The following is a 17,516-nucleotide window of genomic DNA, read 5'->3' on the forward strand; positions in this document are numbered from 1 at the left end:
GATAATCTCGGCCCTCATCAGGGTTAACCCTTAAACATGCTAAGGTTAACTGGTTTCAGCTCGAACCACTTAACGCAGTTTACGGCGACCAAAAGCAAATGGCAGCAGTAATAAACTTAACCAGCCTAAAGCACCACCGTCATCCTTCTTCGGCGGAGTATCGGTAATAGAGACAGATACTAAGCTCGAATCGCTGTTGCCGTGGTTATCGGATACCGTCAGTTGGAATGACACGGTTTGTGCCGCGCCACTCACACTTGGCGCCACTAAGTTTAATTTGGCCGCTGCGGGGTCAAAATTAAAGCTTGCGCCACCTAACTGCGTCCACTTGTAGGTCAGCGGATCATTATTCGCATCCGATGATTTACTGGCATCGATAAACAACGGCTTACCTTCTTGTACTGACTTTGGGGCTTCAACCTTGGCCACAGGCGCCACTTCAGCAACATCAAACTGATAGCGCTGAGTCAAGGTTTCTGACGACGCATTGTTGACCTTGTTCGACAGGCTTAACTCATTATCAACACCTGCCTTACGTGGAACCAGCTCAAAGCTGATGTCTTTTGCTTCAGCGCCCGATGGCATCTCGATCGTCCAAGTGATCTTATTGCCATCTTGCTTGCCGTCATGGCTGATGTTAGCCACTTCATGGCCTTCAGGCAGCATAGCTTCTAAGTTATACACGCGTGTTACTTGGGTTTTATTGGCTTCGATACGGGTTTTCATCACCTTAGCCACGCCCGGTGTTAACTGACCGCTCAGCGTATTGCCCAGAGGCGACAGCACATCATCACCTACACGTTCAAAGACAACGGGGAGCTTCACTGGTGCTACTTTGTCATCGCCAGTGGTGAGGGTCAGCATAGCTAAACCTTCATCACCGACTTTGAGCGCGTCCTTCCACGTCAGCTTAACGTCAAAGTCATTGGTATCGCCAGAAAGCGTCGCCGTGAGGTTATCCTCAGCCGTGTCATAGAGGGTCAATTGTTTTAAACCAAACACGTCATCGGCCGTCGCTGATGAAGCGCTGTAGTTTTGCACAATCACATAGTAAGTGCCTTTAACAGGATTATTGAGTAAGACACTTTCCTCTGAACCATCTCTGGCTGATGAGCCCGCTCGCGCAAGTTTGCTGCCATCGTTTTTATCGAGTAGCACATACATATCAAGATCGGGCGATGTGGTGTAACTAATTGAGGTACGGAAATACAGAGCATTTTCATTAACGTCAAACTTAAACACTTTGACGCCATCATCAAGATCATCTGTATATGAAGCATTATTCGAGTCTTGCTTCACGCTTGACTCAATGGTTTGGCTCAGCTTGAGGCCCGTCACTTCGGCGCCAACGCTAGCAAAATCCACCGCCTTCAAGCCTTCAAGAGTGATCTCATCCGCATTACGAGTCGCTTGAATGCTTACCAAGTTTGGCAGGTTACGCTTACCAATCTTAGCCGCAATAGGCATAGTCGCCGTAGGGAAGCTTGCCGACTCTAGCACTAAGTTGCCAAAGCCCCAATCTGCACCCACTTGCGTTACATCGGCGGTGACAGTAATGATTTGGCTCGCACCTTTTTTCAGGGTAAAGCTTTCAGGCGATACCGTTAGTGCCAGCTTATCGGTCACCGCTTGGCCCTTCGCCGTCCAGCTACCATCTTGGGTTGCGGTTACGGTACGGGTCCAAGTACAGGTATTGACACAACGAGAATCAGCCATACTAGGCACGTTGAGCTTACGAGGATCGCCGTTCAATAAGGGATTTGCAATTTCATAGTTCAGTGCGCTTTCATCCATCACTAAACCCGCTTTAGCGGCTAAATCCACACGAATACGGCCAGCACCCACGTCAAACGGATCAGCAACGGTTTTAGCATCGGCTTTTTTCATCGCCTGAGCGGTCGTTGCAGTCAGCATTAATGCGGAGCGGATATTGTCCGGCGTCCAATCTTTATGCAGCGACTTTAACAGCGTGCCAGCACCCGCAACATGGGGACTTGCCATTGAAGTGCCCGACATGAGGGTAAAGTCGGCAGGATTTGTACCCGTTTTATCATGACCAAATTGTTGGTCAGAATAAGCGGCGTAAATATCCGAACCAGGCGCGGCCACCGAAGGCACAATCACATCATTGGTCGCATTTGGGCCAATCAGTGAGCCAGCCGATAACACATCGGCCTCACGGCTAATCGCTTGCGGTGTCGGGGTTAAAGTTAACTCTACAGCAGGATTGGCGGCCATGGCCTCGATTAAGGCAACGCCATCGGTATTACCAATAAATACCGCTGGTATATTTAATGTCTCGAGGGAAGCCATTTTTAAACGATCATTGCCTTCGCCATCTCGGTTATAGACGATCACCGCTTTAGCACCCGCAGCTAATGCACCCGATACTTTAGTTGTAAAATCGCATGTTCCCCGTTTAATGACCGCTATTTTGTCTTTAAAGGCATCGGCGGGGAAGACTTTACAACCTTCCACATTGGTCGCATCGACAGAGCCAGCAAACACAGGAAGTCCTTTAATCACTTCGGTTTGCACAGGGCCAGAGCCAGGGGTGAATTCAAATGTCTTACCATTAAATTCCAGCTCACGTACCACTTCACGATTGTGAGTCGAGTTAGCCACCGAGGTATACCATGGGGCATTTTTGGGAGTCGAATAAGGTGACTGGGTGATTGCAGCACTGGTTGCGGTTGCTGGGCGCGTATTCCCTGCTGCAACGGCAGCAAAAATACCCGCATTACGCGCCGCTAAAAAACCCTGTTCAGTTGCACTATTCCATGGATTACCGCCACCACTGATGGAGAAGTTAATCACATCCACGCCATCTTTAATCGCATCATCTATGGCTTTCAGAATCGGTACTGTCGGGCAACCAGAATACTTGTCACCCGCATCCCCAGGTCTACAGATTTGATATGCAATAATGTTTGCATGGGGAGCCACACCAGAGATTTGCGCAAACTTTAAGCCAGTTGCGATACCATCACCTTCTAGCTTACCAACCTCTCCATCAACATAAGGCACATCAAGCAAGATATTCCCTGCCGCGGTGCTGGCCACATGCGAGCCATGACCACCGTAGTCTTCACCATTTTTAGCGGGAGGCGTCGCACCAAAAATCTTTTCGTCGTCATAGATATCGGTGATTTCGGGGTAACTACGCACACCAATCAGCTTATCGTTACACATGCTGGCAAAATCGGTTTTACAATCACCAATATAAATCCCTTGGCCTAAGGGGTTTGTATGGTCATAACCATCCCCGCCAATATCGGCAAACGAGGCATGATCAGAGTTAATCCCTGAGTCGATGATCGCCACAACCACGCCCTCACCCATTGCCTTGGTACCAGTAGCACTACCGTCCCACACCTTTGGGGAGCCGATCAGTGCCTGACTCACATCGGTCTCAAGCTGCTCAATACGCTCACGTTCGATATAAATCACCTCTGGTAGTTCAGCCATTTTTATCGCTTGCGCCTGCGTCATACGCACAGCGATACCATTGAGTGCATATTGGTAGGTGGTTAATGGCTCTAGCGGTGTACCAATCGCTGCGCTGGCACTCGTCAAAAAGCGCTCTTGCTTAACCTTAAGGAAACTAACGTAGTTTTTCACCTCAGGAGCCGCGGCGTTAAGTTTAACATTGCCAGTCTTTCCTGTGCCTTTTGCCTGTGAGGTCGACTGTATATGTTGTGGGCTAGTTGCTTTGAAGCCAGGAATCTCCCCTTGATAATTCGCGACAGCACTGTCACGTAAGCGAACAATATAAGTATGCTCACCTTCGGCAAATTCTGGTTCAGGAATAAATTTTACATCTTGGTTATTAACTGCAGTTAATCTGCCTCGAGTTGAGTCATTTGATAATTCGGCTGGAATATCTAACTGTATTGTTTCACCCGTTGGAGATAATACTGTCTGTGCATTTGCTGCAGATGACAGCAGAGCCATAGACACTGCTAATGCAATTTTTGTTTTCATTGTCGCTTCCTTCGCTATATCGATTTATTTCTATAAAGTTCAATTTTTAATATTTATTCAGTACAGGAATCGATTAAATTTCTGTTACCAATAGAACTTCAGCTCAGCGTTTTAACACGGAGTGATACATATTGAAACACCTTATTAACGGAACAATTACCCATAAAAACAGTTAATAAGCATGACATACTCAATAAAAAATCGATTTTTAAAACATAATCGAATGGCAAACTGTTTACTTAAACAAAAGGAATTTTAGCAACTACTTAAAAATAAAAGACAAGTTATCTATCGCCATTAAGTAGCATAGAGAATCAAGAGAGAATTAACAGTTATGCATTCTGATTAAAAGATAAGAAAACAACTTAAATTTATAGATGAAATAATTTCAAATAGCTAAAAATCACATATGATAAACGCAATAAATAATCGCATTATGCCATCAACGTTACCGAATACCCCTACACCAAACAAGATGAATGATATTAAGCTCGAGATAGGAAATAAAAAATAATCGCGATTTACAAAAAAAAAGCCCTTACGAAAAGGGCTTTTAAAATAACACATGCTTTACTGATTAATCATCACCGCCTTCATCAATACTTCAGTGGTGTATTTACCATTATTAATCACGGGGAAACGATCATAGGTCTGGAAAATCACCTTGTCCTGGTACTTGATCATAGCCACTACGCCATAATTAATACGTTTATCGATTGATTGCGCGGGTAATAAGAACTTAAATGGCACAGGCGCTCGGGCGATATTAAAGCTTTTTTGAGCAATAATGGCCCCCGGAGTATTCAAATCGATAATGGCAATAGTAATTTCACTGCCTTGTGGCAAGATAATTTTCTCTAAATAACCCGCCGCACCATTGATGATAATGGGTGGTTCAGGTTGTACCGTTACGCAACCAGCCATCGTCAATGAGCTTAAACAGAATAGAATAAATATTTTTAATTTCAGTAACATATTAGCTTCCTTTTACCATACGGATCAGCCCCTCTTGGGTCGTCGATGCGACAAGCTCGCCCTGCTGATTAAAAAATTGTCCTCGGACATACCCACGCCCACCACTGGCATTTGGGCTATCGATACTATAGAGCAACCATTCTCCCATATTAATGGGTCGGTGGAACCACATCGCATGATCTATGGTTGCCATGCGGATGCCCGGGGTTAAAAACGACACGCCATGGGGCTGAGCCGCCGTGACTAAAAAATTAAAGTCAGAGGCATAGGCTAGTAAATATTCATGGATATGACTATCTGTTGGCATTGCACCATTCGCCCTTAGCCACACATAGCGATATGGCTCGGTTTCTTTAGGTGCGAAGGGATGCAGAGGGTTGACTAAGCGCATCTCAATTGGCGCGTCTTCCATAAACTTTTCAAGGATCCTTGCTGGGACTTTATCCCTTAAGGTCATAGCCAACTCATTTTGATTTAATAAACCTTCAGGGCCAGGCACCTGCGGCATCTGTGCTTGATGTTCAAAACCCACCTCGGGTTCTTGGAAGGAACAGGTCATATGAAAAATCGGCCGTCCCTTTTGTATTGCACTCACCCGCCTAGCACTAAAGCTGCCTCCATCGCGCATATTTTCAACTTCATACACTATGGGTAACTTCTCATCTCCTGCGCGTAAAAAATAAGAGTGAAGCGAATGCACTTGCCGCTCTGCTGGTACGGTTTGCTTAGCCGCGCTCAAGGCCTGTCCCATGACTTGCCCACCAAACACATGCCCAAATCCTAGGTCTTGACTTTGACCGCGAAACAGCCCGATTTCGATTTGCTCAAGGGATAATAATGATAAGAGATCGTCTAATACCTGACTCATGGGATCCTACGGAAAATTAGCAATGAATACCCAAGGGTAACCCAGTTCGACTAGGGCTGACCAGTAGGGAGTCACTTGGCATGGTGTTTGTTAACGATTTAACAAAACGCACGCCGAACTACTCAATTTTTATATGATGCTCAAGAGCGCTCTGCTTTGACCAAGCCAACACTTTATCCTCACCACAGGAATGTAAATTAACCGGAAAGGCATTGTGAAGTTCTGACCAATATTTCACGAGTTTATCGGGCGTACATTGTCCCTCACTAAAGTAGATAGACTGAAACTCAGCGAATCTGCCGTGGCTGACACTGCCAGCGCCCGCCAATAAATGCTGACCATTAGGGGCCTTTGGACTCACTAAAAACGCCACGGTCGCAGTCAGCGTATCAAAGCAAAATAGCGGTTGAATCGCAGGAGCTAAATGCTTTCGAGTCATAGCCGTTAATGCCTGAGGGCATAAGCTATTGATATAAATGTTATATTGCTCGCCCTCTATCGATAGGCTGTTTACCATTCCCACTAAAGCCATCTTGGCGGCACTGAATGCAACTTGGTGTAAATCACCAAAGAGTGCCGAAACCCCCGTTGTCATCAAAATCCGACCATAGCCCTGTGCTTTCATCGCTGGCCATATTGCTTGAGTCAGATAAAAACTGCCATTAACATCAACATCAAACTGCCGCTGCCACTCAGCTTGTTGAATATGCTCAAAAGGACGAGCACCATAAACACCGGCATTATTGATTAATATATCCACGCCCTGCCAACATTGAAGCAAGCTATTCACCATAGTCTTAACATCCATCTGTTGACTGACATCCACCTCAAAGCAAAGGCACTCGGCCCCGAGTTTTAAAATCGTCTCATGGGTTTGGCGCAATTCATCATTGCTATAGTCAGCATCTGGGTGTTTTGGGCGTTTAGAGGACACCTTAGGTTGGTCGACAAGCACCACTTTGGCGCCCCGCTCTGCCAACATAATGGCATAGGCTCTCCCTAGCCCAGCGCCAGCTCCGGTGATCAACGCCACTTGGTTATCGAAACGCATCCTATCGAATCCTTATCATTGACATAAAGGTGACGTGCTCATTCTCCAGCAGCTAAGCCCGATGACTTGCCTTACACTCAAGGCTCAATCAGCGTTAAGTTACTGGCTTTACCAATGACATACGGGTAAACGGCATAAACTATAAAAGCACAGACAATGTGGATTTTCTTTGACATTGGCGGCAAATCTTTTCCCTAACCGCGAAACATCTGTGCGCCAATTCAAACTCTATTACATGCGTGTATTAGATAGTACTCACTTTAGGGTAATTTCTTGTTATGCTATGGCGCTGTTCACTACTCATTCCTTTTTAGATAACGACTAGACATCATGAATCCTTGGATTTTAGCCATCAGACCTCGCACCTTACCCGCGGCAATCGGTCCCCTGTTAATTGGTAATATTCTGGCGCTGCACCTTGAGCGTTTCAGTTGGTTAATTGCCGTGACATCGATGTTGTGCGCGATTTTATTGCAGATCGCTGTCAACCTCGCCAATGACTATTTTGATTTTAAAAATGGTATCGATACTGCCGAACGTATTGGCCCAGTTCGCGTGACGCAAAGCGGGATGATCCCAGCCTATAAAGTACGTAATGCGATGATCTTCTGCTTATTACTCGCATTAACAGTAGGTTCCTATTTGATTTGGCACGGTGGTTGGCCAATAGCGATTTTAGCGGCGGCGGCGATTTTAGGCGCCCTCGGCTACAGCGGCGGTCCTTATCCTTTAGCCTCACACGGGCTAGGCGAAGTTGCCGCCTTTGTGTTTTTTGGCTTAGTGGCTGTGGTCGGCAGTTATTATTTGCAGGCAGGTGATACTAATTTGAATGCGTGGCTACTTGGCTGTGCGATTGGCTTATTTAACGCCGCCATTATGTTAGTTAACAACACCCGCGATATTCGCACCGACACCCAAGCGGGCAAACATACCCTAGCCGTGAGGATTGGCGAGGCACAGGCCAAAGTCTTGTATCAAGCCTTAATTTACTTACCCTTTGGTTTAGTGATCGCGGGATTCTTACTGGGCATTCTGCCTGGATTACCGGTATTGTTGGCGGGTTTATCTCTGCTTATCGCCCGTAAACTCAGTAGCGATTTCTATGCTGTATCGGGTGAGGCGCTTAATCCACTATTGGGACGCACAGCAAAACTTACTATGATTTTCAGTACCCTATTCAGTGTGGGACTGGTGTTTACCGCTTAAGCTGGAATACCAACATCTCAGAGTTGTCCCCATTACTGAGTAAGAGCCAGCCACCAATTGGCTAAAATAGACAAGGCTAAAAATACAAAAAGGTTCGTCATGATGCGCCAAACGCACAACATGATGAACCTTTTGCTTTTAGGGACAAATTAAGACCAGAGATAAGCCGAGATTGCCGTGTTAAATAACACGCCACTAAATTGATGCGTGGCTTTTGGCGTCTGTAAATGCGCCGCTCCAAAACACACATGTAAAGGAATTAAATGCTCTTCCCTTGGGTGGCTAAAACGCGCCTCAGGCGCCGATTGCCAATCGATTAATTGTGCCTTGGCGTGGTTATCGCCTGATGTCACTACATCGGTTAACCAAGTATCAAACGCTTGGCTGCGAGGCAACACCTTAGGATCGCCAGAGAAAAACGCGCGCATATTGTGAAACGACATACCAGACCCCACAATCAGCACCCCTTGGGTACGTAATGATGCCAATGCTTCACCGATAGCAATATGGGCACTCGGGTCCAAATGCTGCACTAAAGACATTTGCACCACAGGAATGTTGGCCTCAGGATACATCAACTTAAGTGGCACAAAGGTGCCGTGATCGAAGGCGCGTTGATTATCCAACCGTACCTCAATGCCGCTTGCCTTAAGTAAACTGGCAATGGTTTCGGCGAGCTGCGGCTCACCGGGTGCAGGATAAGAAAGCGTATAAGCCTCAGGGGGAAAACCATAGTAATCGAACAACATACCAGGATGAGAATGGCTCGACAGTGTCACCTGCGCCTCTTCCCAGTGGGCAGTAACTAATACAATCGCCTTGGGCGTGGGAATAGTCTCTGCCACTTTGGATAAATATGACCGTAATTCCCGATGATTTGCATCATTGAGTAATGGTAAAGGCCCGCCACCATGGGGAACAAACAGCACTGGCATTTGAGCCGAGTTCGCGTACGTCATAGTAAATGTCTCTTGATTAAACCGTGAGTTGTCACTTGTAAATTAAAACTTGTCTGCGCGGTGGCCAAAATCAGAAAACCGCTTTTATGTCCACCAGCTGACGTTGGAAACGCACTAATCTATCAACGGTTTCATCGAGCTTGATGATTAAAAACAACAGCGCAGATAAAGACAGTGCGGGTAACGCGCTCAGGGTGGTTTCGTAATTAAAGTGGTAGTAAATGGCCCCCATCATCACCGACAGTAATGCTGTTGCCGACAGGACTCGAGATTCACGCCAGCCAATGCCAATGGCACCCAGCACTTCAATCACACCGATAAAGTAGCCAAAACCCGTTGGTAAATTCATCACGCTAAAGGGCGCATGGAAAAACGGCACGCTGAGTAACTTACCCATGCCCGAGAATAAAAACACTATGCTCATGGCGAGCGTTACCAAAGCCGCCGCACGATTTAAGGTATTGGCACAGACAAAGAGTTTTTGAGGGTCAGCCTCAGCCGCGGTTTTATTTTCACCTTTGGCAAAACATAATTGATTGATTGACATAACGACCTCATTACTCATCACTTTTAGACCTAATTCCGTATAAACTCTTACTAAACAGTATCCTAAACGCAAAGTAGTGGGCTCGTATTTTGTGCCCACTACTGTCATATGGCGAGATTATGCGCCCACACAAAATAAATAAATATGGAATAATATCTAACATCTTCTAAAATAATTCTTTATTTGTTTAAGGGTATTGCCATGACCTTAGAACAACTGCTGATGTTCAATACCGTCGCCCTCGCTGGCTCGCTAAAGGCCGCCAGTGACAAACTCCATAAGACCCAGCCTGCGATCAGTCAGAGCATTAAACAATTGGAATCCCAGCTAGATGTAGTGCTGTTCGACCGCCAAGGTTATCGGTTAGCACTGACCCAAGAGGGACGAAAACTATTGCAATACGCCCAGCGCGTACTGAATGAAGCGCAGGAAATGCGCCAAGTGGCCAAGCATTTAGCCAAAGGTAACGAGGCCAGTATCACCTTAGCCTTTGAGGCCTCCTTTAATCTTGCTCGAATCTTGCCGATGTTAGAGTGCACACAAAATGAGTTTCCACATACACAAATTATTCTTAAACAAGAGTATTTAACTGGGGCACTCGAAGCCCTAAATCAAGGCAAAGCCGATATTGCGATTTCAGCTGGCGGTATCGAGCTGCTCCGCTCAAGCAATTATGAGCTTGGTTATTTATTTTCAGGGAGTTTATTGGATGTGGCTTCCCCCCGTTTACTGAGCCGTTATCCCCACCTAAGTAATGTAAGGCAATTGGTGAACGAGTACCAAATTGTGATCCAAGATACTGGCACTGGCACCGCCAATATCGAATTTGGGGTGCAAGCTGGGCAGCGCCGTTGGTATGTGAATGATTTTTATACGAAGAAAATGCTTATTCAAGGAGGGATGGGATGGGGAAAACTTCCCTATTATATGGTCGAAGAAGCCATCGCAGAAGGAAGCTTACAACAGCTTGAACTACAAGAAAGACAAAACCTGATCCAACTCGATTACTATGTGATGCGGCCGCCCCACTCGCCACTAGGCCCTGTGGCACAGGCGCTATGGGACAATTTAGTGCAACTAGCCGTTAAGCCAAGCTAATAATTGACCTCTTTTGATATCACACTATCTGTATATGTAATCTGTATATGTAATCTGAATATGACATTCGTTAATCAGTCATATTTTGAAGGCTGGCTGCCTTGATAGAAGCTAACAGTTCAGCCTAAAGGAGCACTTAAATAAATGCGCGTGACACTCTGATACGGTTTTCATCATGCTTATTCAGTAAAAGCCTATTGTTGTTTTATCGCGTAATTTGCAGCCGCGATGACGCAATTTTCTCCACATATTACTCAGTTATGCTATCCAACAAGCAATTAACTCAGCGCCGATAATAAATAATTGACCAAAAATCAAACTGCTCGCCTTTGGCGGCGCACCAATCCGGAAACGACTCAGCCACTGCATGAGTGGAATACTCCTCCCAGCAATTTATCATCGACTGGTAATAATCATGCCGGTTTTGCAGCCTTGATTTACTCTCCTGCGTTTGTAATCGCTCGATTAATGTGTGTACTGACGCTAGTGAACCTTTTGCTCGCGCTATATCGCCCAACAATACAGATTCAGATAAATGGTGGGTCTGAAAATCGACACTGCTTAAATGGGCCAACGCAACTTGAGTAAGACAAATTTCATCGTTAGGCTCAAGCGCCAACGCCCTTTCATAGGAGGCGATATCCTCACCAATATAGCCTAACCATTTGTGGGGAATGGGATTATTGGGCTCATCTACTGCCCATTGGGTTAGCACACCTTTAAGCAGTACGATAAGGGGATAAGCGAGTAACTGGTGTGTTTCACGCTGCCAATAACCTAAGGATGATAGTTCTTCAGCTATTTGCCTTTGTTTAGTCAAGGATTGGCTCTTACAGTGCGACACAAATGTATTCACCGTCGCAATCGCTTGCTTCTTTAGTCCTTGCTCTTTTTGCAGGCAATATTCGCCAAACAGTTCATACCCCTTCAGAGCCGAATACTGAGTCCCTATCGACTTTAATCCTTCAAAGTTATCGCTATTCCAGTAGTTCATATTGAGACTTGAGTTGGTGAGACCTTCGGGCTGAACAATGCAACCACTCGTATGGAAAAAGTACATGGAATAATGCAAACATGGTCCATGGTAATCATGCGCTAAAGCCGAGTGAAGCACGGCCCCAAGGCATAAAAGCAGATTGTAATCTCTAAACCCATCGTGAACCAGATAGTTTAGCGCTAAGCGGTTATATTATTGGTCGTTTTACGATAAAGCCTCTGATGTTAATAGGCTCATATTAATAATTAACTCATAATAAAGGGCCTTGCGGCCCTTTATTCACCTTTTAACTTCGCTAAATGGCTTACTGAATTTCTTGCTTGGCGAGTGCGCGATCTAACTTAGCACGCTCCACTTCAGGCGAGGCTTTAACCGCTTGAATTAAGCCAATTAAATCAGTACCTTCTTCGGCGGCCAGCAGCAATAAGTTATTGTCATTCTGCCAATCAACTTTTAAACCGTGAGTCTTAGCAAAATCATCGGCTGATACACCTGGTTTTAGCTTAACCACTAACTTTCCGGTCATTTCGGCAAAGGGTTTACCCGATTGAGTCACCACTTTCTGCCCTTTAACCAATTGCTTAGCCTGTTTAACCCCAGTCTCAGTTTTAACAAAGTAGGGTGTATCTAAACCGAGAAACTCGGCACGGCTCACTTGAACACCTTTAGACTCAGCTTGAGGTTCAGTGAGTTCGATCTTGTCATGTGCCATTGCTTGAACTGACAGTGAAAGTGCAACAGCTACTAATGATAAATTTAACGCTTTCATTGGTTACTCCTTAAGATGCAGACTTGGCGGCATGGCCATGGAAACGAATTGACCAACCTTTCAGTTTGCCATCGGCTTCGTTAGGGATTGAGATATAGCCTTGATCGTATTTAACAAATCGATAGCTACCGCTATTCACATCAATCAGCTTGATTGTCCATTCACCTTTTGATGATTCGCCATAGAAAGCATTTGATAACATAGGTGTTGCATCATAGCCTTTAACAAGATCATCCGGGTCATTCTTATCCATCACCCCTTGATAAACTAAACCGTTATAAGGTGTCATCAACACACTCTTAGTACCTGCAGGCGAAATCAGCTCTACCGCTAAATCCGGTAGACGCAGGTGATCGGCAGTCAGCTCAATTTGCACGGCTTCAATCACTAAATCGTCAGCGACTACTTGGGTATCCGTCACGCCATTAATATCGGCATCGGGAATCGCTTTGGTGAGCGCTGCGCTTGCTTGCCATTCGGTTACGACATAGTCACCTAAGTCCTGTGCATAGGATTTGGCGAGCTTAACGGCTTCAGTTAAATTCACTCGACCAAAACCATAGAGGTTATGGAATGAAAAACCCGCCGCGTTTTGTAACCAACTAGGGATAGCCGCATACACTGGCGCACCTTCCCCCTCACCAATGGTCACGGTTTTAGGCGCAATATCCGCATCAACTTTGGTAGCGGTCTTCGCCAAAATATAGCGAATATCACGCCAAGTGAGATCTGGATTAGCACTCATAATGACAGCGACAGCTCCCGAAGTGTTAGGTGCCGCAGACGAGGTACCGTTCATTGTCGATGTGTAATCACAATTGGGGTTTAACGGGTTTAAACCACCGTGGAATGGCGTGCTTGGTCTATCTTCTGCGATTGCAGAGCCCTTCACACATCCCATAAAGTCGGTAGTAACTATCGCAGGATCATTATCACCATACTCACCACCGGGTGCTGTGACAAAAATATTCGAGCCCACGGATGAATAGCTAGAAAGTTTACCCTTAGCATTAATTGCACTAACAACTAAGTTATAAACGTTAGCATTGTCAGAGGACATGTTGGAATTATGGAAAGGTAAGCCGTGGTTAGCGGGATTTTCCGTCGTTGCCGTGAAGTAATCTCCCGGTAACCAGAAAGTACGGAAACGATAATAGTCATACCCATTACCCGCGGACTTAACGAAAATACTGCCTTTGCCATCGAAGCTTTGCGTTGCAATATCTTGATAGACTTCGGTTTCATCCTCATCAAACCCATGAGGGAATGGCAAGCTGTAACCATAGCTTTGGTTAAAAACGCGTGCACTATCGCTATAGGCACTGGCACCGTGGGATTTAGCAAAGTTTTCAAATGTTTGTACGTTTGTCACTTTACCCGTTGGATCTTCATCTAAAAAGTTAAAGCCAATTAATTTTGCCTTAGGTGCCACACCGCGACCACCAATACCGTTCCAACCTTCTGCAGCAATAATCCCTCCTACTGCTGTACCATGAGCTGCTGTAGCAGACCCAGAGAAAGGTGTTGGATCAACAGTACCTGTAATTAAATTGTATGAACCACCATTTACAGTGTTATTTGTTAGATCTGGGTGAGCAATTTCTAAGCCGCTATCGACCACCGCGACAATCACACCTTGTCCCATAGCATTATCTGAAATTGCACCGCTCACATTCATATCTTCACCGGCAACACCGCGGTTAGCCGCAAAAGCATTCTGCCCAGTGTTTTTTAAATGCCATTGGTAGGTAAAGAGTGGATCGCCATGCTTAATATTGATTGTCAGATTGGCTTCAGCCTGTAATTGGCCATCGGAGACTTTGAACCGAACCACCTCTGTCCCTTCATTGGCATCAGATGCATAGGTAAATTCACCCGTGCTTTTATTGACTAGCGTAAAGGTGCCGAGTTTGAGATCAGCAGGGTCCACTAAAGAATAAGTTAAACCACCTTCGGCATCCGTCCCCTCAAGTTTTCCAGTAAAAAGAATCGACTGTGACACATCAACAGTCATATCCGCTGTGGTCGGGGCAGTATTCACTTTAGGCACAGGTGCCGGAGTCTTCTTATCATCGCTCCCACAACCAGCCAATAAGGCCGCCGTGATGCTTAATGCAACAATGGACATACGCATAATAGACATTCCTTCTTCTCATTACTTATTACAACTTAATTTGGCGTGATAATGTTGATTAACATTATTCCGCATTAAGTTCTGTTATTTTAGTTATACCCTATGAACTCTTATAAAATACAAGCATCAAATGGGAAGCAAAGATTTAACACAAAGGAAATAATTATGAAAACAAATATAAACAGAATGAAAGACTGAATAGGTTTATTCGATTATTTTATCAGCAGATAAAATTAAGAACAGATAAAGACAGACAATAAATAAGACATCAAAAAATAGATTAAAAACAAAAAGATAATAATTTTATTTGCTTTTTTAAAATTACAAGACAACAAACTGTTTAAATTACATAAATTTTTACATTTTGAATCTTCAAATTCTTTAAAAATATTAAAATAGCAAAATTAAACCGCCCCAAAATATAGAATGGCAAACGGTTAAGCTGTCATATTATTAACATTTATAAAACAAGTTTGAGTTATTAAACAGATACGACCAATAAAAAAGCCCCTATTTCTAGGGGCTATTCAAATTATTTTATCTAGAGTTTAATTAAAACTCTGTTTGTGGCACTCCAATCTAAATGGTATTTCTCACCGGCTGGCTTATCTAAACGTTCAAAAGTATGGGCACCAAAAAAGTCCCGTTGTCCTTGGAGCAAATTAGCTGGCAAGGTCTCACTGCGATAACTGTCGTAATAGGCCAGTGCCGAGCTAATGCAAGGCACAGGGATCCCTTGCATAACCGCCGCCGCCACAGCACTGCGCCACGCTGTTTGTTTTTCTGATAAGGTAGTTGCAAAGGTGTCTGCCATTAACAAACAACTTAAGTCAGCATCCGCTTGATAAGCTTGGGTTATCGATTGCAAGAAGGTGGCACGAATAATACAACCCGCACGCCAGATTTTCGCGATCTCAGCAAAATCGAGTTGCCATTTTTGCTCCTGCGCCGTCATCGCCATCAGTTGGAAACCTTGAGCGTAGCAACAGACCTTAGCGCAATAGAGCGCACTCTCTAAGGCATCGATTAAGACGGCTTTTTGGTTTTCATCCATCGCAGGAGATAAGGGGCCCGCAAGCTTTTTACTGAGCTCAACACGAAGGGATTTTTGGGTGCTCACCGCGCGCGCATAAACCGCTTCGGCAATAGTGGGAGCCGGACAACCTATTTGTAAACTGCTGACCGCAGTCCAAAGTCCAGTGCCCTTCTGCCCTGCTTTATCGAGGATCATCTCAACTAACGGTTTACCCGTTAGCGGATCCGCCTGTTTGAGCACCTCGGCGCTGATCCCCATCAGATAACTGTTTAAACTGCCCTTATTCCAGCGTTCAAACACCTCACCTACCTGTGCTGCGCTCATGCCTAAGCCATCGTGCATTAACTGATAGGCTTCGCAAATCAGTTGCATATCGGCGTATTCAATGCCGTTATGCACCATTTTCACATAATGCCCAGCACCCGCAGGCCCAATATAGGTCGTGCAAGGTTCGCCTTCGGTCACCGGATTTCCCGGCTCAAAACGCTCAATCGGCAGCCCCGTTTTAGGGTCAACCTTAGCGGCAATAGCCTTCCAAATCGGCGCAACATGTTGCCATGCACCAAGATCGCCACTTGGCATTAATGAAGGCCCAAAACGGGCACCAACCTCACCGCCCGAAACGGCTGAGCTGAAGAAGATAAATTTGCCTTGATAACGCTTTTCGCGTTCAACGGTGTCAGTCCAAAGACTATTGCCCGTATCGATTACGATGTCGTCCGCTTCGATACCAGCAGAAATCAGGGCATGACATACCCCATCCACAGGTGCACCCGCAGGGACAGATAGCACGAGAATACGGGGATGAGTGAGGCTGGCTAACATTTCTGAAAGATTAGCACAGCCTGTAATACGCAGATCCTGTCCTACACGTTCTTGTTTTTCTTGTTGTAAAACCCCGTTGACTTTAACAGGATCGAGATCGAAGGCACTGACGCGATATTGATTGTCGGCGATGTTTAGCGCAAGGTTTTTACCCATTACGCCAAGGCCTATCACGCCAATGTCATTAAGATTGCTGTGGTTTTGCATTATATAATTCCCACGGGTCACAGAGGTTAGAAATAACCAATTTGGAGCAGTAATTATATCGGCCTTTGTAACTTAATTACCAGAGAGAAGAGACAATGCATACGATTGGCAAACTCGATTGCAAATCAAGATGCGTTGTTTTTTCAGGAGAATATTCCCAAATCTCATAAACATCTTTACCAATCGTATACATCTTGGGCAAGTTCTTCCTTGGGGAAGTAAATTGATTAATGAGCGAGTTTTAAGCCGAGTACGCCAAGCAAAATGAGGATTAAGCTGGCGATTTTCAGCAAGCTCACTCCCTCGCCTAAGAGAATAATGCCCGCAATTGCCGTGCCCATGGCACCTATGCCAACCCACACCCCATAAGCCGTGCCTATCGGCAATTGCTTAACGGCGAGGCCCAGTAGCAACACACTGAACGCCATGGAGAGCAAAGTAAACACACTCGGCCACAAGCGAGTAAAACCATCGGTGTATTTGAGTCCGATGGCCCAACCAATTTCAAAAAGTCCAGCAAGAATTAACAGTAACCAGCTCATAGAGAACTCCCATACGGGGTCGTCCCCAAATTGATATCGGCGTATTTAGGGTCGTCCCTAAGCCGTTGTGAAATGTTAATGGGTCAAAAGCAATAAGGATAATGAATGTCCGCAGTACCGCTTAAGATCCGGCGCCTTAATAGTGCACTGTCGACGCAAAGCTCTATTAAGAATGCTGGCTAGACTACCAAAATGTGACGAATAAGGGCAAGTGCTCTAAGCATTCGTCTAAATCTAAATAAGAAAGCGATAATCTAAAAAGACTATCGCTTGCTCTTTTGTTTGACGATCTTAACTTTTTAAGTCGTTAACTTGAGC

13 protein-coding genes are annotated in these 17,516 nt (G+C 45.3%); 2 read left to right on the forward strand and 11 right to left on the reverse strand.

Annotated features, from left to right (window positions below):
• Positions 1–69: 69 nt before the first annotated feature.
• From JM642_RS12080 to JM642_RS12095, 4 genes are all read right to left on the reverse strand, one after another.
• On the reverse strand, positions 70–3,984 hold the full coding sequence (locus tag JM642_RS12080; protein ID WP_203431869.1) for a S8 family serine peptidase: 3,915 nt from the start codon (positions 3,982–3,984) through the stop codon (positions 70–72).
• 570 nt (positions 3,985–4,554) lie between these two features.
• Positions 4,555–4,959, reverse strand: a complete 405-nt coding sequence (locus JM642_RS12085; protein WP_037425639.1) for a YbaY family lipoprotein — start codon at positions 4,957–4,959, stop codon at positions 4,555–4,557.
• Between the two features lies 1 nt (position 4,960).
• Positions 4,961–5,827: an acyl-CoA thioesterase II gene (tesB, locus tag JM642_RS12090; protein ID WP_037417495.1), complete on the reverse strand. Its 867-nt coding sequence runs from the start codon at positions 5,825–5,827 to the stop codon at positions 4,961–4,963.
• 118 nt (positions 5,828–5,945) lie between these two features.
• Positions 5,946–6,878 (reverse strand): SDR family NAD(P)-dependent oxidoreductase, encoded by a 933-nt coding sequence (locus JM642_RS12095; RefSeq protein WP_037425642.1) that lies wholly within the window; start codon positions 6,876–6,878, stop codon positions 5,946–5,948.
• 330 nt (positions 6,879–7,208) lie between these two features.
• On the opposite strand from JM642_RS12095, the gene JM642_RS12100 reads away from it, so the two are divergent.
• Positions 7,209–8,084 (forward strand): 1,4-dihydroxy-2-naphthoate polyprenyltransferase, encoded by an 876-nt coding sequence (locus JM642_RS12100; RefSeq protein ID WP_037425645.1) that lies wholly within the window; start codon positions 7,209–7,211, stop codon positions 8,082–8,084.
• A gap of 149 nt (positions 8,085–8,233) precedes the next feature.
• Here the strand turns inward: JM642_RS12100 and JM642_RS12105 are convergent, their stop codons facing one another.
• Together JM642_RS12105 and JM642_RS12110 are read right to left on the reverse strand one after the other, a co-directional pair.
• Complete coding sequence (locus JM642_RS12105; RefSeq protein ID WP_037417503.1) at positions 8,234–9,043, reverse strand: class III extradiol ring-cleavage dioxygenase; 810 nt, start codon at positions 9,041–9,043, stop codon at positions 8,234–8,236.
• Positions 9,044–9,113: 70 nt separating this feature from the next.
• Positions 9,114–9,590, reverse strand: a complete 477-nt coding sequence (locus JM642_RS12110) for a DoxX family protein (RefSeq protein ID WP_203431870.1) — start codon at positions 9,588–9,590, stop codon at positions 9,114–9,116.
• 201 nt (positions 9,591–9,791) lie between these two features.
• On the opposite strand from JM642_RS12110, the gene JM642_RS12115 reads away from it, so the two are divergent.
• Complete coding sequence (locus tag JM642_RS12115) at positions 9,792–10,688, forward strand: LysR family transcriptional regulator (RefSeq protein ID WP_203431871.1); 897 nt, start codon at positions 9,792–9,794, stop codon at positions 10,686–10,688.
• A gap of 283 nt (positions 10,689–10,971) precedes the next feature.
• On the opposite strand, the gene JM642_RS12120 is transcribed toward JM642_RS12115, so the two are convergent.
• The 5 genes from JM642_RS12120 to sugE form a co-directional block, all read right to left on the reverse strand.
• Positions 10,972–11,682: a hypothetical protein gene (locus JM642_RS12120; protein ID WP_172589705.1), complete on the reverse strand. Its 711-nt coding sequence runs from the start codon at positions 11,680–11,682 to the stop codon at positions 10,972–10,974.
• Positions 11,683–11,989: 307 nt separating this feature from the next.
• Positions 11,990–12,454, reverse strand: coding sequence for a hypothetical protein (locus JM642_RS12125; protein ID WP_203431872.1), 465 nt, complete (start codon positions 12,452–12,454; stop codon positions 11,990–11,992).
• 10 nt (positions 12,455–12,464) lie between these two features.
• Positions 12,465–14,588, reverse strand: coding sequence for a S8 family serine peptidase (locus JM642_RS12130; RefSeq protein ID WP_172589671.1), 2,124 nt, complete (start codon positions 14,586–14,588; stop codon positions 12,465–12,467).
• 541 nt (positions 14,589–15,129) lie between these two features.
• Positions 15,130–16,656, reverse strand: a complete 1,527-nt coding sequence (gene gndA, locus JM642_RS12135) for an NADP-dependent phosphogluconate dehydrogenase (RefSeq protein ID WP_088585740.1) — start codon at positions 16,654–16,656, stop codon at positions 15,130–15,132.
• 227 nt (positions 16,657–16,883) lie between these two features.
• A complete protein-coding gene (gene sugE, locus JM642_RS12140) occupies positions 16,884–17,198 on the reverse strand; it encodes a quaternary ammonium compound efflux SMR transporter SugE (protein ID WP_037425659.1) in 315 nt (104 codons plus the stop codon).
• Positions 17,199–17,516 lie beyond the last annotated feature (318 nt).

Origin of the sequence: Shewanella sp. LZH-2, from assembly GCF_016859145.1 — a bacterium.
Taxonomy (GTDB): Bacteria; Pseudomonadota; Gammaproteobacteria; order Enterobacterales; family Shewanellaceae; genus Shewanella; species Shewanella xiamenensis.